The organism is Bradyrhizobium sp. USDA 3364, assembly GCF_054056355.1.
This window is the reverse complement of sequence record NZ_JBSRYG010000002.1, coordinates 2,571,590-2,591,944: the sequence shown is the minus strand read 5'-3', so window position 1 is coordinate 2,591,944 and position 20,355 is coordinate 2,571,590. Positions and strand designations below refer to the sequence as shown.

The 20,355-nt window shown below is 64.8% G+C and carries 21 protein-coding genes and 1 pseudogene; 9 read left to right on the top strand and 13 right to left on the bottom strand.

All coding sequences use genetic code 11. The features are described 5' to 3' along the window. Positions 1-13 precede the first annotated feature (13 nt). From sdhA to ACVILL_RS12115, 4 genes and pseudogenes are all read right to left on the bottom strand, one after another. Entirely contained in the window at positions 14-1,852 is a 1,839-nt protein-coding gene (gene sdhA, locus ACVILL_RS12130; RefSeq protein WP_456729252.1) for a succinate dehydrogenase flavoprotein subunit, read from the bottom strand. A 3-nt stretch (positions 1,853-1,855) separates the two neighbouring features. Beyond that, entirely contained in the window at positions 1,856-2,230 is a 375-nt protein-coding gene (sdhD, locus tag ACVILL_RS12125) for a succinate dehydrogenase, hydrophobic membrane anchor protein (RefSeq protein ID WP_083992366.1), read from the bottom strand. 14 nt (positions 2,231-2,244) lie between these two features. Next, positions 2,245-2,644 (bottom strand): annotated as a pseudogene (gene sdhC / locus ACVILL_RS12120) (succinate dehydrogenase, cytochrome b556 subunit). Positions 2,645-2,872: 228 nt separating this feature from the next. Then, entirely contained in the window at positions 2,873-3,775 is a 903-nt protein-coding gene (locus ACVILL_RS12115; protein WP_456734250.1) for a LysR family transcriptional regulator, read from the bottom strand. Between the two features lie 121 nt (positions 3,776-3,896). On the opposite strand from ACVILL_RS12115, the gene ACVILL_RS12110 reads away from it, so the two are divergent. Together ACVILL_RS12110 and ACVILL_RS12105 are read left to right on the top strand one after the other, a co-directional pair. Further along, a complete protein-coding gene (locus tag ACVILL_RS12110; RefSeq protein WP_456729251.1) occupies positions 3,897-4,145 on the top strand; it encodes a hypothetical protein in 249 nt (82 codons plus the stop codon). Positions 4,146-4,158: 13 nt separating this feature from the next. Continuing rightward, positions 4,159-5,019: a sulfite exporter TauE/SafE family protein gene (locus tag ACVILL_RS12105; RefSeq protein ID WP_456734249.1), complete on the top strand. Its 861-nt coding sequence runs from the start codon at positions 4,159-4,161 to the stop codon at positions 5,017-5,019. A gap of 84 nt (positions 5,020-5,103) precedes the next feature. Here ACVILL_RS12105 and ACVILL_RS12100 read toward each other — a convergent pair whose 3' ends face one another. The 3 genes from ACVILL_RS12100 to ACVILL_RS12090 form a co-directional block, all read right to left on the bottom strand. Next, positions 5,104-6,132 (bottom strand): IS3 family transposase, encoded by a 1,029-nt coding sequence (locus ACVILL_RS12100; RefSeq protein ID WP_456729250.1) that lies wholly within the window; start codon positions 6,130-6,132, stop codon positions 5,104-5,106. After that, a complete protein-coding gene (locus ACVILL_RS12095) occupies positions 6,059-6,436 on the bottom strand; it encodes a transposase (protein WP_456729249.1) in 378 nt (125 codons plus the stop codon). Before ACVILL_RS12095 ends, ACVILL_RS12100 begins: the two co-directional genes overlap by 74 nt. A 103-nt stretch (positions 6,437-6,539) precedes the next feature. Next, positions 6,540-8,066 (bottom strand): malonate--CoA ligase, encoded by a 1,527-nt coding sequence (locus ACVILL_RS12090; protein ID WP_456729248.1) that lies wholly within the window; start codon positions 8,064-8,066, stop codon positions 6,540-6,542. An 87-nt stretch (positions 8,067-8,153) separates the two neighbouring features. Here ACVILL_RS12090 and ACVILL_RS12085 point away from each other — a divergent pair, with 87 nt between their 5' ends. Beyond that, the gene (locus ACVILL_RS12085; RefSeq protein WP_456729247.1) at positions 8,154-8,915 is read left to right on the top strand and encodes an SDR family oxidoreductase; all 762 of its coding nucleotides are present in this window, start codon (positions 8,154-8,156) and stop codon (positions 8,913-8,915) included. A gap of 106 nt (positions 8,916-9,021) precedes the next feature. Here ACVILL_RS12085 and ACVILL_RS12080 read toward each other — a convergent pair whose 3' ends face one another. Beyond that, positions 9,022-10,422, bottom strand: coding sequence for an MFS transporter (locus ACVILL_RS12080; RefSeq protein WP_456729246.1), 1,401 nt, complete (start codon positions 10,420-10,422; stop codon positions 9,022-9,024). A gap of 326 nt (positions 10,423-10,748) precedes the next feature. Between ACVILL_RS12080 and ACVILL_RS12075 the strand changes: the two genes are divergently transcribed. From ACVILL_RS12075 to ACVILL_RS12065, 3 genes are all read left to right on the top strand, one after another. Continuing rightward, the gene (locus ACVILL_RS12075; protein ID WP_456729245.1) at positions 10,749-11,303 is read left to right on the top strand and encodes a fasciclin domain-containing protein; all 555 of its coding nucleotides are present in this window, start codon (positions 10,749-10,751) and stop codon (positions 11,301-11,303) included. A gap of 195 nt (positions 11,304-11,498) precedes the next feature. Continuing rightward, a complete protein-coding gene (locus ACVILL_RS12070) occupies positions 11,499-12,131 on the top strand; it encodes a cytochrome b/b6 domain-containing protein (RefSeq protein ID WP_456729244.1) in 633 nt (210 codons plus the stop codon). Between the two features lie 11 nt (positions 12,132-12,142). Next, complete coding sequence (locus ACVILL_RS12065) at positions 12,143-12,928, top strand: molybdopterin-binding protein (protein WP_456729243.1); 786 nt, start codon at positions 12,143-12,145, stop codon at positions 12,926-12,928. 89 nt (positions 12,929-13,017) lie between these two features. Here ACVILL_RS12065 and ACVILL_RS12060 read toward each other — a convergent pair whose 3' ends face one another. Next, positions 13,018-14,196, bottom strand: a complete 1,179-nt coding sequence (locus ACVILL_RS12060) for a YbfB/YjiJ family MFS transporter (RefSeq protein WP_456729242.1) — start codon at positions 14,194-14,196, stop codon at positions 13,018-13,020. A gap of 81 nt (positions 14,197-14,277) precedes the next feature. Continuing rightward, positions 14,278-15,141, bottom strand: a complete 864-nt coding sequence (locus ACVILL_RS12055; protein WP_456729241.1) for an EamA family transporter — start codon at positions 15,139-15,141, stop codon at positions 14,278-14,280. 149 nt (positions 15,142-15,290) lie between these two features. Between ACVILL_RS12055 and leuB the strand changes: the two genes are divergently transcribed. After that, complete coding sequence (gene leuB / locus ACVILL_RS12050; RefSeq protein ID WP_456729240.1) at positions 15,291-16,403, top strand: 3-isopropylmalate dehydrogenase; 1,113 nt, start codon at positions 15,291-15,293, stop codon at positions 16,401-16,403. 160 nt (positions 16,404-16,563) lie between these two features. Here leuB and ACVILL_RS12045 read toward each other — a convergent pair whose 3' ends face one another. Further along, entirely contained in the window at positions 16,564-16,965 is a 402-nt protein-coding gene (locus tag ACVILL_RS12045) for a hypothetical protein (protein ID WP_456729239.1), read from the bottom strand. A 177-nt stretch (positions 16,966-17,142) separates the two neighbouring features. Continuing rightward, positions 17,143-17,937: a hypothetical protein gene (locus ACVILL_RS12040; RefSeq protein WP_456729238.1), complete on the bottom strand. Its 795-nt coding sequence runs from the start codon at positions 17,935-17,937 to the stop codon at positions 17,143-17,145. Between the two features lie 116 nt (positions 17,938-18,053). Between ACVILL_RS12040 and ACVILL_RS12035 the strand changes: the two genes are divergently transcribed. Then, positions 18,054-19,088 (top strand): aspartate-semialdehyde dehydrogenase, encoded by a 1,035-nt coding sequence (locus tag ACVILL_RS12035; protein ID WP_456729237.1) that lies wholly within the window; start codon positions 18,054-18,056, stop codon positions 19,086-19,088. A 24-nt stretch (positions 19,089-19,112) separates the two neighbouring features. Beyond that, complete coding sequence (locus ACVILL_RS12030) at positions 19,113-19,658, top strand: TIGR00645 family protein (RefSeq protein WP_456729236.1); 546 nt, start codon at positions 19,113-19,115, stop codon at positions 19,656-19,658. Between the two features lie 14 nt (positions 19,659-19,672). Here ACVILL_RS12030 and ACVILL_RS12025 read toward each other — a convergent pair whose 3' ends face one another. Beyond that, positions 19,673-20,329: a carbonic anhydrase gene (locus ACVILL_RS12025; protein ID WP_456729235.1), complete on the bottom strand. Its 657-nt coding sequence runs from the start codon at positions 20,327-20,329 to the stop codon at positions 19,673-19,675. Positions 20,330-20,355: the final 26 nt, after the last annotated feature.

Below are 20,355 nucleotides of genomic sequence, written 5' to 3'. Positions count from 1 at the left end.
CTCGCCTTCGTTCTCAGTAGACCCGCGCCTTCGGCGGGATGTACTGCACGTCGTTGGTCATCGTGTAGTCGTGGACGGGACGGTATTCGATCGCGGTCTTGCCGGCCGGATCGATCCAGGTCAGCGTGTGCTTCATCCAGTTCTTGTCGTCGCGGGCAGAGAAGTCCTCACGCGCATGCGCGCCGCGGCTTTCGGTGCGGTTGGCCGCCGAGTCCATCGTCACGACCGCCTGCACGATCAGATTGTCGAATTCCAGCGTCTCGATCAGGTCGGAATTCCACACCAGCGAGCGGTCCGAGACCGAGATGTCGCTGACGCCGCCATAGACCTTGTGGATCAGGTTCTGGCCTTCCTGCAGCACTTCGCCGGTGCGGAACACCGCGCAATTGTTCTGCATCACGTGCTGCATGCTGTCGCGCAGCTTGGCGGTCGGGGTGCCGCCGGAGGCGTGACGGAAGTGATCGAGCCGGCCGAGCGCGCGGTCGGCCGAATCCTTCGGCAGCTCGGGCTGCTTGGCGTTCGCCGTCAGCTTGTCGGCAAGGCGGAGTGCTGCGGCGCGGCCGAACACCACGAGGTCGATCAGCGAGTTGGAGCCGAGGCGGTTGGCGCCATGCACCGAGACGCAGGCGGCCTCGCCGATCGCCATCAGGCCCGGCACCACCGAATTGTCGTCGCCGTTGCGCTTGGTCAGCACCTCGGCGTGATAGTTCGTGGCGATGCCGCCCATGTTGTAGTGCACGGTCGGCACGATCGGGATCGGCTCGCGGGTGACGTCGACATTGGCGAAGATCTTCGCCGATTCCGAGATGCCTGGCAGCCGCTCATGCAGCACCTTCGGATCGAGGTGATCGAGGTGCAGGAAGATGTGATCCTTCTTCTTGCCGACGCCGCGGCCTTCGCGGATCTCGATCGTCATCGCGCGCGAGACCACGTCGCGTGAGGCGAGGTCCTTGGCCGACGGTGCGTAGCGCTCCATGAAGCGCTCGCCCTCGGAATTGACGAGATAGCCGCCTTCGCCGCGGGCGCCCTCGGTGACGAGGCAGCCTGAGCCGTAGATGCCGGTCGGATGGAACTGGACGAACTCCATGTCCTGCAGCGGCAGGCCGGCGCGCAGCACCATGCCGCCGCCATCGCCGGTGCAGGTGTGTGCCGAGGTGCAGGAGGCGTAGGCGCGGCCATAGCCGCCGGTCGCGAGAATCGTGGTCTGGGCGCGGAAGCGATGCAGCGTTCCGTCGTCGAGCTTGAGCGCGATCACGCCGCGGCAGACGCCCTGGTCGTCCATAATCAGGTCGATGGCGAAGAATTCGATGAAGAACTCGGCCGCATGGCGCAACGACTGGCCGTACATCGTGTGCAGCATGGCGTGGCCGGTGCGGTCGGCGGCGGCACAGGTGCGCTGCGCCTGGCCCTTGCCGTAGTCCAGGGTCATGCCGCCGAACGGGCGCTGGTAGATCTTGCCGTCCTCGGTGCGCGAGAACGGGACGCCCCAATGCTCGAGCTCATAGACCGCGTCGGGTGCGTTGCGCACCATGTATTCGATCGCGTCCTGGTCGCCGAGCCAGTCCGATCCCTTCACGGTGTCGTACATGTGCCAGCGCCAGTCGTCCTGATGCATGTTGCCGAGCGAGGCCGAGATGCCGCCCTGCGCCGCAACGGTGTGCGAGCGGGTCGGGAACACCTTGGTGATGCAGGCGGTGCGCAGGCCTGCTTCCGAGCAGCCGACCACGGCGCGCAGGCCGGCGCCGCCGGCGCCGACCACGACGACGTCGTAGGTGTGGTCCTGGATCGGGTAGGCCTTGCCGTTCGTGGCCGGGCCACCATTGGCGGCCTTGCCGTTTCCTTCACCGGCCATGGGTCAAACTCCCGACGACAATTTGAGGATTGCGTAGATCGAGGCCAATGCGACCGCGACGCAGAAGAAGTTGTTCGCCATCACGCTGGCGATCTTCAGCTTCTCGTTATGGATGTAGTCCTCGATCACGACCTGCATGCCGATCTTCATGTGCCAGGTGCTGGCGACGATGAAGAGCAGCAGGATGATGGCGATCGGGATCGAGCCGAGGATCTGCGCCGCGCCGGCATGGTTGCGGCCGATCAGCATGATCACCACGACGATCACGGGGACGATCAGGAGCGTCATCGCAACCGCGGTGAGGCGCTGGCGCCAGAAGTCGCCGGTGCCGGTATGGGCGGAGCCGAGGCCGCGGACGCGCTCCAGCGGCGTGCGCATCGAGGAAGGGCCGCTCATCGTCCACCTCCAACGGCGTAGGCAATGATCCAGATCAGCACCGTCAGCGCGATGCCGGCGACCAGCGCGCCCCAGGTCAGGGCTTCGCGCTCATTGGCCTTGAAGCCGTAGCCGAGGTCCCAGACGAAATGCCGGATGCCGCTGCACAGATGGTGCATCAGCGCCCATGTGTAGCCGAACAACGATCAGCTTGCCGATCGCGCTGCCGGTGAAGGCCTGGACATTGGCATAGGCGGAGGGGCCGGAGGCGGCTGCGATCAGCCACCAGGCGAGCAGCAGGGTGCCGAAATAGAGGGCCAGACCTGTGCCACGGTGGACGATGGACAGCGCCATCGTCAGCGTCCACCGGTAGGTCTGCAAATGGGGTGAAAGCGGTCGTTCGATCCTGGCGGTCATCGGCGGGCTTTATGATGTGAGGGACCGCGGCCGGCCCATCGGGGAACGCGGTAGATGAATTCTATTTACGGAGTCGGATCACGCCGCGCAACGGCCAAATAGCCTTCGGTCGAACCGAAGTTCATTACTAGCTTTGCCGAATTCTGATTGATCCGCAGCGTGGTATACCAGATGCAAGGTTGAACGAACCAAGAAATGAATGTAAATATCTGTTTCGGTTCGGTTCGACTATCGGCTTCCCGACGGGCTCCGGAAGGCGTCGGTTTTGCCCCACTGTTCCACCAGATAATCGACAAATGCCCTGATCTTAGGCGATGCGAGGCGCGACGGTTGAAGCATCAGATGCAGCGGCGTCGGGGCGGGTTCATGGTCGATGAGCAGGCGCTTGAGGCGGCCGCTCACGAGATCGGGCTGCACCTGCCAGGACGGCACGCGAACGATGCCCGCGCCCTCCCGCGCCGCACTAACCAGCGCATCGAGGCTATTCATCCAGAGCCGACCGGATATGCGGAATTTGCGACCCGTCTTCGTGCCGTCGGCAAAGCGCCAGTCGGCGCTACCAGGCGAATCGGAAAACACCAGGCAATCATGCGCCGACAGCTCGGCCGGTGTTCGCGGCTCGCCGCGTCGGTCCAGATAATCCGACGATGCGCAAACGATCATCTGGAGGTCGGCGAGCTTGCGCGCGACGAGTTGCGAGTCGCGAAGCCGGCCGATGCGGATCGCCAGATGGATATCCTCCTCGACCATGTCGACGGCGCGATCGACCAACAGCAGGTCGACGGAGAGCGCCGGATAGCGGCGCAGAAACTCGACCAGCAGCGGTGCGATCACGAGCCGCCCGATCAGGCTTGGCGAGCTGACGCGGATTCGCCCCGATGGCTGATGCGGGTCGCGCGCCAGCGCCCCCTCGATCTCCTTCAGCTCGCCGAGAATCGATTTCGCACGGTCGTAGAGAATTCGGCCGTCATCGGTCAGCGCGAGCTGGCGGGTGGTGCGCAGCAGCAGGCGGGTGCCGAAATGCGCTTCCAATGCGCTGATCTGCCGACTCACTGCGGTCAGCGAACTCGGCAGCGAGCGCGCCGCCGCCGACAGGCTGCCGGTCTCAACCGCGCGGACAAAGGCCGCCATCGCCGCAAGCTGGTCCAAGCTCGATCCTTCCGCATTTCGCAAGAGAGCCTGCTCAACGGCATAGATACTCCCGCCCTGCAGAAGGGTCTAGCTTGTCGGCCTGAGACGTGAGGAGCCCGACATGGCCTCGATTTCCAGTCGACCTGATTCCATCGAACGCCGCGGGGCACACCGCCGTGCCGACGCCGACGATCCGGCCGACCTGCTTGTGTTCTGTTGCGTCGGGTTGCTAATCGACGCTCTGGCGCTGCTGATATCGGGCGCGGCGCATGCGATCCCACTCCGTCTTGGCATGATCGCGGGCGCTGCGCCGCTGGCAGCCCTGGTGGCATTGTGGCTGGCCGATCGCGCCCACAGAGACGGGTCCTGAGGGGCGGGAAATGATGATGGCTGGACTTGATCTCGTCGAGCTTGTCGAACTCGCGCTGCTGCTGATCGCGGTCGGTGCGCTGTCCGGCTTCCTCGCCGGCCTGTTCGGCATCGGCGGCGGCGCGATCCTGGTGCCGGTGTTCTACGAATGCTTCCGTCTCGCCGGCGTCCCGCTCGAAGTGCGGATGCCGCTCTGCATCGGGACCTCGCTCGCGATCATCATCCCGACTTCGCTGAGCTCGTTCCGCGCGCATTATCGTCGCGGCGCGGTCGATATGACGATCCTGAAGCGCTGGTGGCTGCCGATTCTGATCGGCGTCGCCGCCGGCAGCGTCACCGCGCGCTTCGCACCGGAGCGGCTGTTCAAGATCGTGTTCGTGATGGTGGCCTGGTCGGCGGCGGCGCGGCTGCTATTGGCGCGCGAGACCTGGAAGCTCGGCGACGACGTGCCGAAGGGATTTTTGATGCGCGTCTACGGCTTCTTCGTCGGCCTGCTGTCGACGCTGATGGGCATTGGCGGCGGCCTGTTCGCCAATTTGCTGATGACCTTCTACGGCCGGCCGATCCATCAGGCGGTCGCGACCTCGTCCGCACTTGCGGTGCTGATCTCGATCCCGGGCGCTCTAGGTTATGTCTATGCCGGCTGGCCGGCCGCCGCGCGCTTCCCGGACGTCGCCGCGCTGCAGCTGCCGTTCGCGCTCGGCTACGTCTCGCTGATCGGCGCGCTGCTGGTGATGCCGACCACGCTCGTCACCGCGCCGCTCGGCGTCAAGGTCGCGCATGCGCTGTCGAAGCGAGCGCTTGAGGTGGCGTTTGGCGCGTATCTCTTCATCGTCGGCGGACGGTTCGTGATCAGCCTGCTGGGTGGGCATTAACCCGTAGCCCGGATGGAGCGAAGCGTAATCCGGGACTCTTGCAGGTGATGGACTGAACTGCACCCCTGATGTGAGACACGATAATCAGGGACAGGTGCCAACCGCCTGGTGCGGCTGGGCGGGTTGATGGGTTAGGGCCGCGACGCGGGGCTGCTGCGCAGCAGCCCCGCGTCGCGGTAGGTTTGCTTCGAACTCGGCCGGCGGCCGGTAGGCCAGGGCCGAGTGCAGCCGTTGACGATTGTACACGTCTTCGATGAAGGCGCCGATCGCATTTCTGGCATGCTGCGCATCGCGGTAGGTCTGACCGTTGACCTCCTCCTGTTTGAGGGTCTTCATGAAGCTCTCCGCCCTGGCGTTGTCATAGGGATTGCCGACCCGGCTCATGCTGGGAGCAATGTCGCGCTGCTGGAGCAGTTCGGTGTAGTTGCCGCAGGCGTATTGGATCCCGCGGTCGGAGTGGTGGATCAGGCTGCCGGGCGTCGGTTGGCGCGCCGCCAGCGCCATCGAGAGCGCGGCAACCGCCAGACGAGCTTCCAGATGCGTCTCCAGGGCCCAGCCGACCACGCGCCGGCTGAAGGCATCGAGCACGATGGCGAGATAGGCGAACTCCTCCCGCAGACGAATGTAAGTGATGTCCGCCACCCAGAGCTGGTCGAGGCCATCAGGCACCATGCCGCGGGCCAGGTTCGGGACCACCCGCCACGGATGGCGCGAGTCCGTCGTAACCGGCACGAACGGCCGCTGCCGCAAACACAGCAGATTATCCTCGCGCATCAGGCGCAGCACGCGTTTGTGGTTCACCGCAAAGCCCTCGCGGCGCAACTGCGCGGCGATCCGCCGATAGCCGTAATGCCTGTAAGAAAGCGCCAGCCGCTGGATCGCGTCCCGCACGCCAACCTCTTCGGCACGTGGCGCGGAAGCCGCCCAGTGCCGGTAATAGCCGGCCCGGCTGACACCAGCCAACCGGCACATCCGTTCGATCGTCAGTTCGCCTTGCTGCGAGGGGACCGTCATCGCTTGGATGACCGCGTAGACCCCGTCACGCCAGGCTCGCTGCTCGGCCGGCGTGCTTCCTTGACCCGCCGCAAGGCTTGCCGAAAAAATCCAGTTCAATCTGCTGCTGGCCGATCTTGCGCTCAAGTTCCGCAATCCGCTCCGGCGCACCAGGGTCAGCAGCCGCGACTTCGCGCGCCCGCACCCTCACTCTCGGCGCAACGGCATCGCTCTTGCGCGGCCGACCGATCGGTCGCAGGGCTTCCGCCCCGCCCGCACGAAACAGATCGCGCCACGCGTACAGATCCTTGCGCAGCACCTTCAGCTCTTGCGAAAGCGCCCTGATGCGCTCCCCCGCCAGAATGCGGCGGACTGCCTCGAGCTTGAACTCGCGGCTGAAAACACGGGGTGATTTGTTGGGCATCCGTTCTCCGTTAGAGAACTGTCCCTAATTTCCCGTGTCTCACTTTTGGGGTGCACTCCAGACCGGTCCCCGGATTTCGCTTCGCTCCATCCGGGCTACGAAACTACTTCGCGTAGATATCCTTATACTTATCCCGCAGAATATTCTTCTGCACCTTGCCCATCGCGTTGCGCGGCAATTCGTCGACGACGAAGACGCGCTTGGGCATCTTGAATTTGGCGAGCCGTCCGTCGAGCGCCTTCAGCACCGAGGCCTCGCTGACCTCGGCGCCCTTGCTGCAGACCAGCACGGCGGTGACGCCTTCGCCGAAATCGGCATGCGGCACGCCGATCACGGCCGACTCGATCACGCCGGGCATGGCGTCGATCTCGCTCTCGATCTCCTTCGGATAGACGTTGAAGCCGCCGGAGATCACGAGATCCTTGCCGCGGCCGAGGATGTGGACATAGCCCTTGTCGTCGATCTTGCCGAGGTCGCCGGTGATGAAGAAGCCGTCGCCGCGGAATTCGGACTTGGTCTTCTCCGGCATGCGCCAGTAACCCCTAAACACGTTCGGACCCTTGACCTCGATCATGCCGATCGTCTCCCGCGCGAGCTCCTTGCCGGTCTCGGGATCGGTGACCCGTACCGAGACGCCGGGCAGCGCGAAGCCGACCGCGCCGGGCACCCGATCGCCGTCATAGGGGTTCGAAGTGTTCATGTTGGTCTCGGTCATGCCGTAGCGTTCGAGCACGGCGTGGCCGGTGCGCGCGGACCATTCGCGATGGGTGTCGGCGAGCAGCGGCGCCGAGCCCGAGATGAACAGCCGCATGTGCCTGGTGGCGTCCTTGTTCAGGCCGGGATTCTGCAACAGGCGGGTGTAGAAGGTCGGCACGCCCATCATCACGGTGGCGCGGGCCATCAGCTTGATGATCACGTCCGGATCGAACTTCGGCAGGAAGATCATCGAGGCGCGCGCGAACAGCGTCACGTTGCTCGCCACGAACAAGCCGTGGGTGTGATAGATCGGCAGCGCGTGGATCAGCACGTCCTGGTCGGTGAAGCGCCAATAGTCGACCAGCGAGTACGAATTGGATGCCAGATTGTCGTGCGACAGCATGGCGCCCTTGGAGCGGCCGGTGGTGCCCGACGTGTAGAGGATCGCGGCGAGATCGTCATTGCCGCGGAGCACGGTGGTGAAGTCCTTGCTCGCCTTGTCGGCGGCTTCGGTCAGCGAGCCCTCGCCGCTGGAATCGAGCGTCTCGACCTTCGCGCCGACCTTGGCCGCGATCACCTTGATGCCGTCGAGCTTCGAGGGATCGCAGACCACCAGCGCCGGCTCGGCGTCGGTGATGAAGTATTCGAGCTCGTTCAGCGTATAGGCGGTGTTGAGCGGCAGATAGACGCCGCCGGCGCGCACGGTGGCGAGATAGAGCACCAGCGCCGAGACCGATTTCTCGGTCTGTGCCGCGACGCGGTCGCCCGGCTTGACGCCGCGTGCAACCAGCACGTTCGCCATCTGGCCGGCGCGCGCGATCAAATCTCCGTAGGAGATGCGGCTGCCGTCGAGCTGCTCGATCGCCAGCCGGTTGGGGTCGTCGAGGCCGTCGAACAGGCGGGAAAACAGGTTGGCGTTGGTGGTCGTGTTCATGCAACATCCCCTGAGGGGCGAAAGCGCCGGTAAGAGTCCGGCTGGATTAGCAAAAACGCCCTTCGGAAAGCAACGGAGACAGTTTGCATGACAAACAATGGGAAACGCGTGGCCTGGGTCACCGGCGGTGGAACGGGAATCGGTGAATCCGGGGCGGAATTCCTGGCTGCGGACGGCTGGACGGTAGTGGTTTCCGGCCGCCGCAAGGAAGAGTTGGACCGCGTGGTCGCCAACATCACGAAAAAGGGCGGCAAGGCCGAGGCGATCCCGCTCGACGTCAGCAGCAAGGCCGACGTCAACAAGGCGGCCGAGGCGATCGTCGCCAAGCATGGCCGCATCGACCTCCTGGTCAACAGCGCCGGCATCAATGTGCCGAAGCGCAGCTGGGCCGACATGGAACTGGAAGGCTGGGACAAGCTGGTCGAGGTCAACCTCAACGGCGTGCTCTACTGCATGCGTGCGGTGCTGCCGACCATGCGCAAGCAGAAGGACGGCTGCATCATCAACGTCGCCTCCTGGGCCGGCCGCCACGTCTCGAAGATGCCGGGCCCGGCCTACACCACGACCAAGCACGCGGTGCTGGCGCTGACCCATTCCTTCAACATGGACGAATGCATCAACGGCCTGCGCGCCTGCTGCCTGTCGCCGGGCGAGGTCGCAACCCCGATCCTGAAGCAGCGGCCGGTGGTGCCGAGCGAAGCCGAGCAGGCCAAGATGCTGCAGCCCGAGGATTGCGGCCGCACCATCGCCTTCGTCGCCAGCATGCCGGCACGGGTCTGCATGAACGAGATCCTGATCAGCCCGACGCACAACCGCGGCTTCATCCAGACCCCGGCGAACAGGGATTGATTGAAGCTGCGTAGCCCGGATGCAGCGAAGCGTAATCCGGGCTACAAGCTTGGCCGGGACGACAGTGTGCCATTAATCTGCAGTCCGGATTAGCGAGCGCTCTACCTCACTCGCTGATCTCGTTCAGCTCCTTGCCGGTATGCTCCGGCACGAACAGGAACACGCCGATCGCCATCGCGATCATCAGCACGGGGATGCAGAGGAACGCCAGGGCGAACGAGCCGGTGTGCTGCTGGAGCGCGATCGAGACGAAGGGGAACAGCACGAAGCCGACGAAATAGGCGATCGCCCAGACCACGCCGTTGGCGGCGCCGCGGATGCGGGTCGGGAAGATTTCCGCGGTCAGCGTCGTGCTCGGGCCCCAGAAGCCGAGGAAGCCAAGACACCAGAGAAGCCCGAACGTCCATAGCAGCACACGGTCCTCGGAATAGACCCACAGCGTCATGAAGATCGCGCCCTCGATCAGGGTGATGATGAAGGTGCGGCGGCGGCCGATCTTGTCGATCAGCCAGCCGACCAGGCACAGGCCGAGGAAGCCGCACAGGCCGTAGAACACGTAGAACAGGCTGTATTCCGCGGTCGACCAGTGCTTCTCGGTCGACAGATAGAGCGGCATCCAGGCGCCGACGGTGCCGTAGATGCAGGTCGAGGCGCAGGCCACGAACAACGCGACCAGGGTCGACGGCAGCACGTCGGGCATGAACACCTGGCGGATGCCGACCGACTTCGCCTTGGTGAACCAGTTGCGGTCGTCGTCGCTGACCGTGCCGCCGCGCATCAGCGTCTCCGAGATGCGCCGCTTGCGGTCCTGCGAGCGCACCCAATAGGGCGATTCCGGGCAGGTGGACCGGACATAGATCGCGAGCAGCGCGATCGCGCCGGGCACCATGACGGCGATGCGCCAGCCGAAATTGGCGGCGACGAGGCCAGTGATCGCACCCGCAAGCGTGGCGCCGAGGCACCACGCCGAACGCGTGATGCTGATGACGCGGCCGCGCAGTCGCGCCGGCCAGGTCTCCGCCACCAGCATCGAGCCGAGCGACCATTCGCCGTTCAGCGCGAAGAACAGCAGCGAGCGTGCGATGACGAACATCGCGAAGGTCGGCGACAGAGCCGCGACCGGCATCAACAGCGAGAACAGTGCGATGTTGACGGCAAGCAGCGTGCGGCGGCCGTAGCGGTCGGCGAGCCACGGCCAGAAATAGAGGCCGGCGATGCCGACGAACAGCGCGATCTGCATGCCCGAGCGATATTCCGGCAGGCTCAGCGCAAAGTCCTTGATCACCATCGGCGAGATCAGCGCGAAGATCACGCCGTCCATGCCGTCAAAGCCCCAGCCAAGCGCATTGGCGGTGGCGATGTGCCAATGCGTCTTGGTGATCTCCGTCGTGTCGGCGACCGCGCGGTAATTGGCGTATTGCAGGTGCTTCTGCTCGAGCGGGCCGATGTCGCTGCCGGCATCGTTCACCGCAGGCGCGGCGTGGCCATCCGCCGTGATGCTGCTCATGATTGTGCTCCCCACCGACCGCCTACTGCGAGGCGTGCCGCAATCTCAGGCTGAACCAATCGGGTAATGGCGGCAAGCAAATTGCTCGCGGCGGCGCACGCGTCCATTCCGTTGAATGGAATGATCGGCGGGTCGCGCGAAGCGCCGCGCGTACGCAGCGCGCCGCAGCCGGTTTCAGGAATCACAAAGATTTATTTCCGGAAACCGCCGGGAAAACCTCCCGTAGCTCGGCCAACGACGCCGCACTGATCCCAACCAAAACGCGTCGTTGCCCCTTCATCGCCGGCGGAGAGATGCCGGCTGGATTAGCCATCGGAGACGAACCCATGTCGAAGCGTATTGCCTATCTCGCCGCCGCCGCGTTCGGCGCGCTTGCGATCACCGCCACTGTCGTCGCGCCGGTCCGCGCCGAGGAGAAGACCGTGATGGTCGGCGGCGCCGCGATGTTCCCGTCCAAGAACATCATCCAGAACGCCGTCAATTCGAAGGACCACACCACTCTCGTCGCCGCGGTGAAGGCCGCGGGCCTGGTCGGCACGCTCGAAGGCAGGGGTCCGTTCACGGTGTTCGCGCCGACCAACGCCGCGTTCGGCAAGCTGCCGGCCGGCACCGTCGACAATCTCGTCAAGCCCGAGAACAAGGCGACGCTGACCAAGATCCTCACCTACCACGTGGTGCCGGGCAAGCTCGAGGCGTCCGACCTCACCGACGGCAAGATGCTGAAGACGGCCGAGGGCGAGGAACTGACCGTGAAGAAGCAGGACGGCAAGGTCTGGATCGTCGATGCCAAGGGCGGCAGCTCGATGGTGACGATTTCCAACGTCAACCAGTCGAACGGCGTCATCCATGTGGTCGACACCGTGCTGATGCCGGCGTCGTAACGGCGGCCACGTAACACCTGGCGGCCCGATTTAGTCCCTGAACGGACCTGCGGCATCGCGAGCCGGAGCCTCGCCCCGGCTCGCATTTTTGTGACCACATGAAGTGGCCTATATCAAACTGATGATGCGCGACCCTGTAACGGAACGCCGGTTCCGGGCGTATAAGCCGGTAACGACCACGAGCAGAGAACTTCCATGACGAGCCTTGCCGTCAGCGACCACCAGGCAGAGACCGCAACACCGGCGAAGGTGATTCAGCCGGTCTGGGTGCGCATCGTGCACTGGGTCAACGCCTTCGCGATGATCCTGATGATCATGTCCGGCTGGCAGATCTACAACGCCTCGCCGCTGTTTGGCTTCACCTTCTCGCGGAGCATCACGCTCGGGGGCTGGCTCGGCGGCGCGCTGCTCTGGCACTTCGCCGCGATGTGGCTGTTGATGGTTAACGGCCTGGTCTATCTGGCGCTGGGTTTCGCCACCGGCCGCTTCCGCAAGAAGCTGCTGCCGATCACCCCCGGTGGCGTGATAGCCGACACCAAGGCGGCGCTGACCTTCAAGCTGTCGCATGACGATCTCAGCAAGTACAATTCGGTGCAGAAGCTGCTGTATGCCGGCATCATCACCGTCGGCGTCGTGATCGTGTTGTCCGGCCTGTCGATGTGGAAGCCGGTGCAGCTGCATTGGCTGGTCTCGCTGTTCGGCGGCTACGATTTCGCGCGTTATGTTCACTTCACCTGCATGGCGCTGATCGTCGCCTTCCTGGTGATCCATGTCGCGCTCGCGCTCCTGGTGCCGAAAAGCCTGCGCGCCATGATCATCGGGCGCTGAGGGAGGTCGATATGGGTCGTCTTCGCAAACTGCTGATCCCCGGTGTCGACAAGAAGCTGCTCGTCCGCGATGCGGTGAAGACGATGCCGGAACTGACGCGCCGCCGCTTCATCACGGCCGGCACCAGCCTCGGCGCGCTGACGCTGTTGACCGGCTGCGACGTGGTCGATTCCTCGTCGGCGGAGGAATTGCTGAAGAAGGTCTCGAAGTTCAACGACGCGGTGCAGGCCTGGATGTTCAATCCGGATGCGCTGGCGCCGACCTTCCCCGAGAGCGCGATCACCAAGCCGTTCCCGTTCAACGCCTATTACGATCTCGACGACGCGCCGGAGATCGCAGGCGCGGACTGGAAGCTCGAGGTGCGTGGGCTGGTCGAGAACAAGAAATCCTGGACGCTGGATGAGCTCTACAAGCTGCCGCAGGTCAAGCAGGTGACACGCCACATCTGCGTCGAGGGCTGGAGCGCCATCGGCAGCTGGACCGGAACGCCGTTGCGCGATTTCCTCAAGCTGGTCGGCGCGGATACCCGCGCCAAATATGTCTGGTTCCAGTGCGCCGACAAGGACGGCTACAATTCACCTTTGGACATGCGCACGGCGCTGCATCCGCAGACCCAGATGACGTTCAAGTTCGCCGACGAGATCCTGCCGCGCGCCTACGGTTTTCCGATGAAGATCCGGGTGCCGACCAAGCTCGGCTTCAAGAACCCGAAATACGTGCTGTCGATGGAAGTCACCAACGACTACAAGGGCGGCTACTGGGAAGACCAGGGCTATAATTCGTTCAGCGGAAGTTGACGCGCAGCGTCATTCCGGGATGGTCCGAAGGACCAGACCCGGAATCTCGAGATTCCGGGTTCGATGCTAACGCATCGCCCCGGAATGACTCAGGGAGTCACCTTCCGCTGGAACGCCGACAGCAGCGCGCCCAGCGCGAGCATCGCGGCGGAGACGTTCAGCGCAGATGACAGGCTGCCGACGGCGTCGGTGATGGCGCCGACCACGATCGGTCCGAGCGTCTGGCCGACACCGAAGGCGATGGTCATCGCCGCGATCGCCGTCGGCCAGGCTTCCGGCGGGTAATTGTAGCGCACGAAGGCGGTGGTCGAGCCGACCACGGCGAAGAACGCGACACCGAACACCAGCGCCGAGATCGCAAGCAGGAGCGGCGAATGACCGAAGATCGGCAGCGCCGCGCCGAGCGCGTTGACGCCGAGGATGATGGTGGTGGCGAGCCCGCCGCGGTCGAGCGCCAGCACCCGCCGCCACACCCATGGCGTGACGAATGCGCTGACGCCGATCAGGCTCCAGAACGCGCTTTGCGCCACCGCGCCGCCGCCGCCGTCGCGGACATAGGCGATCATGAAGGTCATGTAGGCGATGTAGCCCGCGCCGAACAGGAAGTAGGCGGCGAGGTAGATCAGGACCGGCATCACCGCGAACTTGGTCCGCACGATGCCGGCTGCGGCGGCGCCGGCGTGGAATGGCGCAAGCAGCAGCGGCACGGTCATGATCGCCGAGAGCAAGGTCATCGCCCACCACACGATCCACCAGGAGCCGGCGCCAAATCCCTGCAGTACGAAGGGCGCGATCAGGCCGGATGCCAGGATACCGATGCCAGGCCCGGCATAGAACAGGCTGAGCAGGAAGTTGGCGCGTTCCGGCCGCGACTGCGCGATCGTCGCCGCCAGCGCGCCGCCGCCGACAAAGCCGATCGCGGCTGCGAAGCCGACCAGGAGGCGGGCGAAGCTCAGCACCACGAAATTGCCCGAGATGGCGCAGAGCGCCAGCGACAGCACGCAGGCCAGCGTCGGCCAGCGCACTGACGTCGCGAGTCCGAAACGCTGGATCAGGCGCGAGGCGAACAGCGCGCCGACCAGATAGCCGGCCGCATTGATCGTGTTCATGAAGCCGGCGGCCGAATACGACCATGCCAGGGTGTCGCGCATGTCGGGCAGCACCAGCGAATAGGCGAAGCGGCCGATGCCGAGACCGACCGTCGGTGCAAGCGATAGAATCAGGATCAACCGCGCGGGATGCGGGTAGGACGGGGCGGGGGCTCTCACAATTCACTCCGGCAATGCCGGCATTGTGGCAGGCCGCAGCGGGCCTGCCCAGCGCCGAAGCCGGCAACACTGTCTTGCGTATCAGGCAATCAGGACCAGCGCGACGCCGGCGACCGTCAGCAGGGTTCCGGCGACGATCCGCGGGGTGATCTCGACATGCTTGAGCATGGCAGCGCTCATCGCCACGGTGACCAGCGGATAGATCGCGGCCAGCGGCGCCACCAGCGTGATCGGGCCGTTGCGGACTGCCGCGAACAGGCTGAGCGCGCTGAGCCCGTTGCTGATCCCGGTCAGCGCGAACCAAAACCGGCCCTCGCGCGGCGCCTGCACCGTGAAGCTGCCCTTGCGGATACGCTGCACGGTCAGCACCACCAGCGAGGACATGACATAGCCGACCAGGCAGGCCCATAGCGGGCTCGGCCAGATCGCAAGCCCGAGTTTGGCGATCGGCGGCACGATCCCGCGTACCAGCGCGCTGGCGAGCGGCAGCAGCAGGGCCCAGCTGCGCCAATGACCGAGGTCGCGCGGCCGGGTCACAGTGATGATCGCAGCCCCTGCGACCGCGACGACGAGGCCGATGAGCTGCTGCCCTTGCAGCGGCTCGTGCAGCAGCACCACAGCGGCGGTGACCGCAAACAACGGCGCCAGATTGCCCAGCGTCGAGGTGATGACCGGGCCGAGCGCCCGGTTCGAGGCAAAGGTCAAGAGCGTCAGCGAGGCCGGGAAGAACAGCCCGATCGCCATGAAGATCGGCAACGCCCGCCAGACCACCGGCTCGCCATGCAGGATCAGCGGCGACAGAAGCAGGAACAGCAGGGTGAAGGAGGGCACGCTGATCGCGGCGCCCGACAGCGGCTCGACGGTGCGCAAGCCCAGCTGCGCCAGCACCACCCCGGCGCCGAGGAAAATGGCCGAGGCGAAGGCGTAGACGATGGCTGCGGTCATGAGGTCCGTCTTGTTGGCTTCTTGCGGCGCGGTTGGCTCGTTCCGGGGCCATTTTGGCCCCTCAAGGGGTGCCTTGCCAATCCGCCCGGGGCGATTTAGCACTCGCGCCTGACGATGACGGGCATGCCCTATTGAGTGAGGTAACGACCATGGCGACCCATAAACTGCTGCTTCTCCCCGGCGACGGCATCGGCCCCGAAGTGATGGCCGAGGTGCAGCGCGTGATCGACTGGCTGAATGCGCAGGGGATCGCCAAATTCGAGACCGAGCAGGGCCTGGTCGGCGGCTCCGCCTACGACGCCCATAAGGTGTCGATCTCGGAAGCCGACATGGCCAAGGCGACCGCGGCCGATGCTGTGATCTTCGGCGCGGTCGGCGGTCCGAAGTGGGACAGCGTGCCTTATGAGGTCCGCCCCGAGGCCGGCCTGCTGCGGCTGCGCAAGGATCTCGGCCTGTTCGCCAACCTCCGTCCGGCAGTGTGCTACCCGGCGCTGGCGGAGGCCTCGAGCCTGAAGCGCGACGTCGTCGAGGGCCTCGACATCATGATCGTGCGCGAGCTCACCGGCGGCGTCTATTTCGGCGAGCCGAAGACCATCACCGATCTCGGCAACGGCCAGAAGCGCGCGGTCGACACCCAGGTCTACGACACCTACGAGATCGAGCGCATCGGCCGCGTCGCCTTCGACCTGGCGCGCAAGCGCCGCAACAAGGTGACGTCGATGGAGAAGCGCAACGTCATGAAGTCGGGCGTGCTCTGGAACGAGGTCATGACCCAGGTCCACGCGCGCGAATACAAGGACGTCACGCTGGAGCACCAGCTCGCCGATTCCGGCGGCATGAACCTCGTCAAGGCGCCGAAGCAGTTCGACGTCATCGTGACCGACAATCTGTTCGGCGACATGCTGTCCGACATTGCGGCGATGCTGACCGGCTCGCTCGGCATGCTGCCGTCGGCCTCGCTCGGCGAAGTCGATGCCAAGACCAAGAAGCGGCGCTCGCTGTTCGAGCCGGTGCACGGCTCGGCGCCCGACATCGCGGGCAAGGGCCTCGCCAACCCGATCGCGATGGTCTCGTCGTTCGGCATGGCGTTGCGTTATTCCTTCGACATGGGCGAGCTCGCCGACAAGGTCGATGCCGCGATCGCAGCGGTGCTCGCCAGCGGCTTGCGCACGGCCGACATCAAGTCGGAAGGCACGACGCCGGCCAGCACGAGCCAGATGGGCGAAGCGATCCTGAAGGAATTGCAGAAGCTGCACGGGTGACGGCGCGCGGCTGACACAAACACGATGTCGTCCCGGCGAAGGCCGGGACCCATAATCACCGATGCCGATGGTTACGAAGATCGGCGAACAATCATTTCAGATCGAGAGGCCGCGGCGTATCGGTCCCGGCTTTCGCCGGGACGACGCCGGGTGAGACGTCTCAGTACAGCGGGAAATTCCGCGGATAGCCGCCGAGGTCGGCCGGCGGGCTGAGCGGCTGGCGGTCGATCGGGCGGTTGTTGTTCTCGCGCGCGAACGTGGGATAACCGATCTCCGGCGGATAGGCGTAGTCGTTGAACTTGCGGTCGCCCGGCAGCACTTCGGTACCGGCATCCAGCCACGAGCGCGTGGTGACGTAAACGCGGGTGCGCGGGCCCTGCTGATAGACCCGGTTCGGGCCCTGCGCGCCGTAATAGCGGCGGCCGTCGCGGTCATACTGCTCTTGCTGCTTGCGCGGGCTCTGCTGCGCGCTGGCCGCGGTCATGCCGAATGCGGTTGCGGTGACGGCAGCCGCGGCAAGCAACACCACGAGCTTGTTCGCGGCAGGGAATTCTAGGGTCATCGCATCCTCGTCATTGCGGCCCCGTCAGGGGCTGGCGCGTCCGCCAAAATCACTCGGAACACATTGTAGCCATGGTGGGGAGGCCGTCACTAGGTCAATTGCGCCACACCGGGCGAGATAATGCGTGTCCGAGCGCAAAAGTTTCATGAAAACCAGTGCCTTGCCACGGTCTCGCCATCAAAGGGCGCCGCGCAGAAGCGGGTTCGCGCTGCCCATGACCCAGTCGGCCGACAGGGCGGGCTGGCCGGAGGTAACGCTGTCGGTGCGGCGCAGCTCGGCATGCGCGAACAGCGCAGCGAGCCGCGGGTCGTTGCCTGCCGCCAGCAGGGTCAGGCGGTTGAGCATGCAGACGATCGCGGCGCGCTGGGCCGGCAGGCTGGTGCCCTGGCAGGTCCAGCCGGAAATCCGCACGTCGGGCGCGTCGGCCTGCTTGAGAAAGCCGAGGCAGGCACGGCCGCCGTCCTGCCGCGCCGGACGCAGCAGGGTGACGCTGCCGAACTTGCTGTCGATGATGCCGGCAGCCCCGAGCTCGCGCACCCCGCCCGGGTCGAGCCGCCCGGCAATCTCGGTGACCGCAGGCCCCACGGCCTCGCCGCCGGGGCGGTAGATTTCCAGCTCGGCCGCCGGCGCGCCATTGGCGTCGGTCCAGCGGAAGACGTCCTTGCGGCCGCCCTCGGGATGCTTGAGGATTTCGTAAGTCTCTGTTCTATCTCGCGGATCGAGCTTGCTGAGGGCGAAAGCCGGCGCCTGGCGGCTGGCTGTGCTCCAGCCCACGGCGGCCGGGGCCGCCGCAGCCGTTGCGTCCGGCAACTGCTTCCATAGATAGTTGCCGAGACCTGCGAACAGCGCCAGCACGGCGACATAGGCGAACAGCGGGGAGAGCGTCGCGTAGACCTCGTCGACGAAGCTCGTCAGCGCCGACGGAGTTCTCGTAAGATGGAGTGTGGCCGGATCGGCCCGAAACAAACGCATCAAAACGCTCAAATGCTACGCAACGTTGTCTTGACGGGGTTTCTCGCATAGAAGCGCTGCCTCTTCCCTTTCCATGAGTTCAATGGGAACGGGCATTTTTCGTCGGAGAGTGAACGATGGGTTACAAAGTCGCGGTGGTCGGTGCGACCGGCAATGTCGGGCGCGAAATGCTCAACATTCTCGACGAGCGCAAATTCCCCACCGACGAGGTCGTCGTGCTGGCCTCGCGCCGCAGCGTCGGCATCGAGGTCTCCTATGGCGACCGCACGCTGAAGGTGAAGGCGCTCGAGCATTATGATTTCTCCGACGTCGACATCTGCCTGATGTCGGCCGGCGGCTCGGTCTCCAAGGAATGGTCGCCCAAGATCGGCGCCGCCGGCGCGGTGGTGATCGACAATTCGTCGGCCTGGCGCATGGACCCCGACGTGCCGCTGATCGTGCCGGAGGTGAACGCGGATGCGACCGCCGGCTTTACCAAGAAGAACATCATCGCCAACCCGAACTGCTCGACCGCGCAGCTCGTCGTGGCGCTGAAGCCGCTGCACGAGAAGGCCACGATCACCCGCGTCGTGGTCTCGACCTATCAATCGGTGTCGGGCGCCGGCAAGGATGCGATGGACGAATTGTTCTCGCAGACCAAGGCCGTCTACACCAATGACGAGCTGGTCAATAAGAAGTTTCCGAAGCGCATCGCTTTCAACGTCATTCCGCAGATCGACGTCTTCATGGAAGACGGCTACACCAAGGAAGAGTGGAAGATGATGGCGGAAACCAAGAAGATCCTTGATCCCAAGATCAAGCTCGCCGCGACCTGCGTGCGCGTGCCGGTCTTCGTCGGTCACTCCGAAGCGGTCAATGTCGAGTTCGCCAATCCGATCAGCGCGGACGAAGCGCGCAACATCCTGCGCAATGCGCCGGGCTGCCTCGTGATCGACAAGCACGAGCCGGGCGGCTACGTCACGCCCTACGAGGCGGCCGGCGAGGACGCGACCTATATCAGCCGCATCCGCGAGGATGCGACGGTGGAGAACGGCCTGTCGTTCTGGTGCGTGTCGGACAATCTGCGCAAGGGTGCGGCGCTCAACGCCGTGCAGATCGCCGAAGTCCTGATCAACCGCAAGCTGATCACCGCCAAGAAAAAAGCGGCCTGAGGCAGACCAGACGGGGTCGGAACCATGTCGGAACAGTCGGCTTCCACCCCAGCAAGTCCGGCGACGCCGCGCATCATGCGCGGCTTCGAATATGTGCTGTTCAACAGCCGCTGGCTGATGGCGCCGTTCTATGTCGGCCTGGTCGTGGCGCTCGCCGTGCTGCTGCTGAAATTCGCGCGCATGCTGTGGGAGTTCGTGCTGCATGCGTCCGGTTACAAGTCGACGGAAGTTATCCTCGACGCTTTGGCGCTGATCGACGTCACGTTGGTCGCCAACCTCATCCTCATCGTGGTGTTTTCAGGCTACGAGAATTTCGTCTCGCGGATCGACACGTCGGGCAACCCGAACTGGCCGATCTGGATCACCAAGATCGATTTTGCCGGGCTGAAGCAGAAGCTGCTGGCATCGATCGTCGCGATCTCGGCGATCCACGTGCTGGAAGCGTTCCTGAACATCGATGCCGCGTTCGACGCGACGCGGATGACCTGGCTCGTCGCGGTGCACCTGGTATTCGTGATCTCGGCGCTGCTGCTCGCGCTGTCCGATCGCTGGGGCAACGCTCACGAGTAGGCGATACGGCGCAGCTACTCGCCGGCCTTCAGGGCATCGGCGACGCTGATGAATTCCTTCGCGACCCGGTCGAGCACGAACAGCGAGCCCTCGGCGACGCCGAAATAAGCGCCGTGCAGTTGCGTCTCGCCGCTCTCCACGCGGTCGCGGACGAACGGGAAGGTCATCAGGTTCTCCAGCGAGCGGAACACCGCGGCCTTCTCGATGCGGGTGACGAAGTCCTGCATGCTCTCATGCTCGCGCTGCTCGACGACCTCGCCAGGCTTGATGAACATCTGCATCCATTTGCCGATGAAGTCGCCGGGCGTCAGCGGCTTGATCTTGTCGACGAAGGCACGGATGCCGCCGCACTGGGCGTGGCCCAGCACCACGATGTTCTTCACCTTCAGTACGGTCACGGCGTATTCGAGCGCGGCTGACACGCCGTGGGCGTTGGCGTCGGGCTGATAGACCGGAACCAGGTTGGCGATGTTCCGCACCACGAACAGCTCGCCCGGACCTGCGTCGAAGATCACTTCGGGGGAGACGCGGGAATCGCAGCAGCCGATCACCATGGTCTCGGGAAACTGGCCGCGTTCCGACAGATCGCGGTAGCGCGACTGTTCGGTCGGCAACCGCTGGGTCGCGAAGGTCCGGTAGCCGTCGATCAACTGCTTCGGGAAGAATTTCATGGCTTCTGGCTAACCACATGCGAATG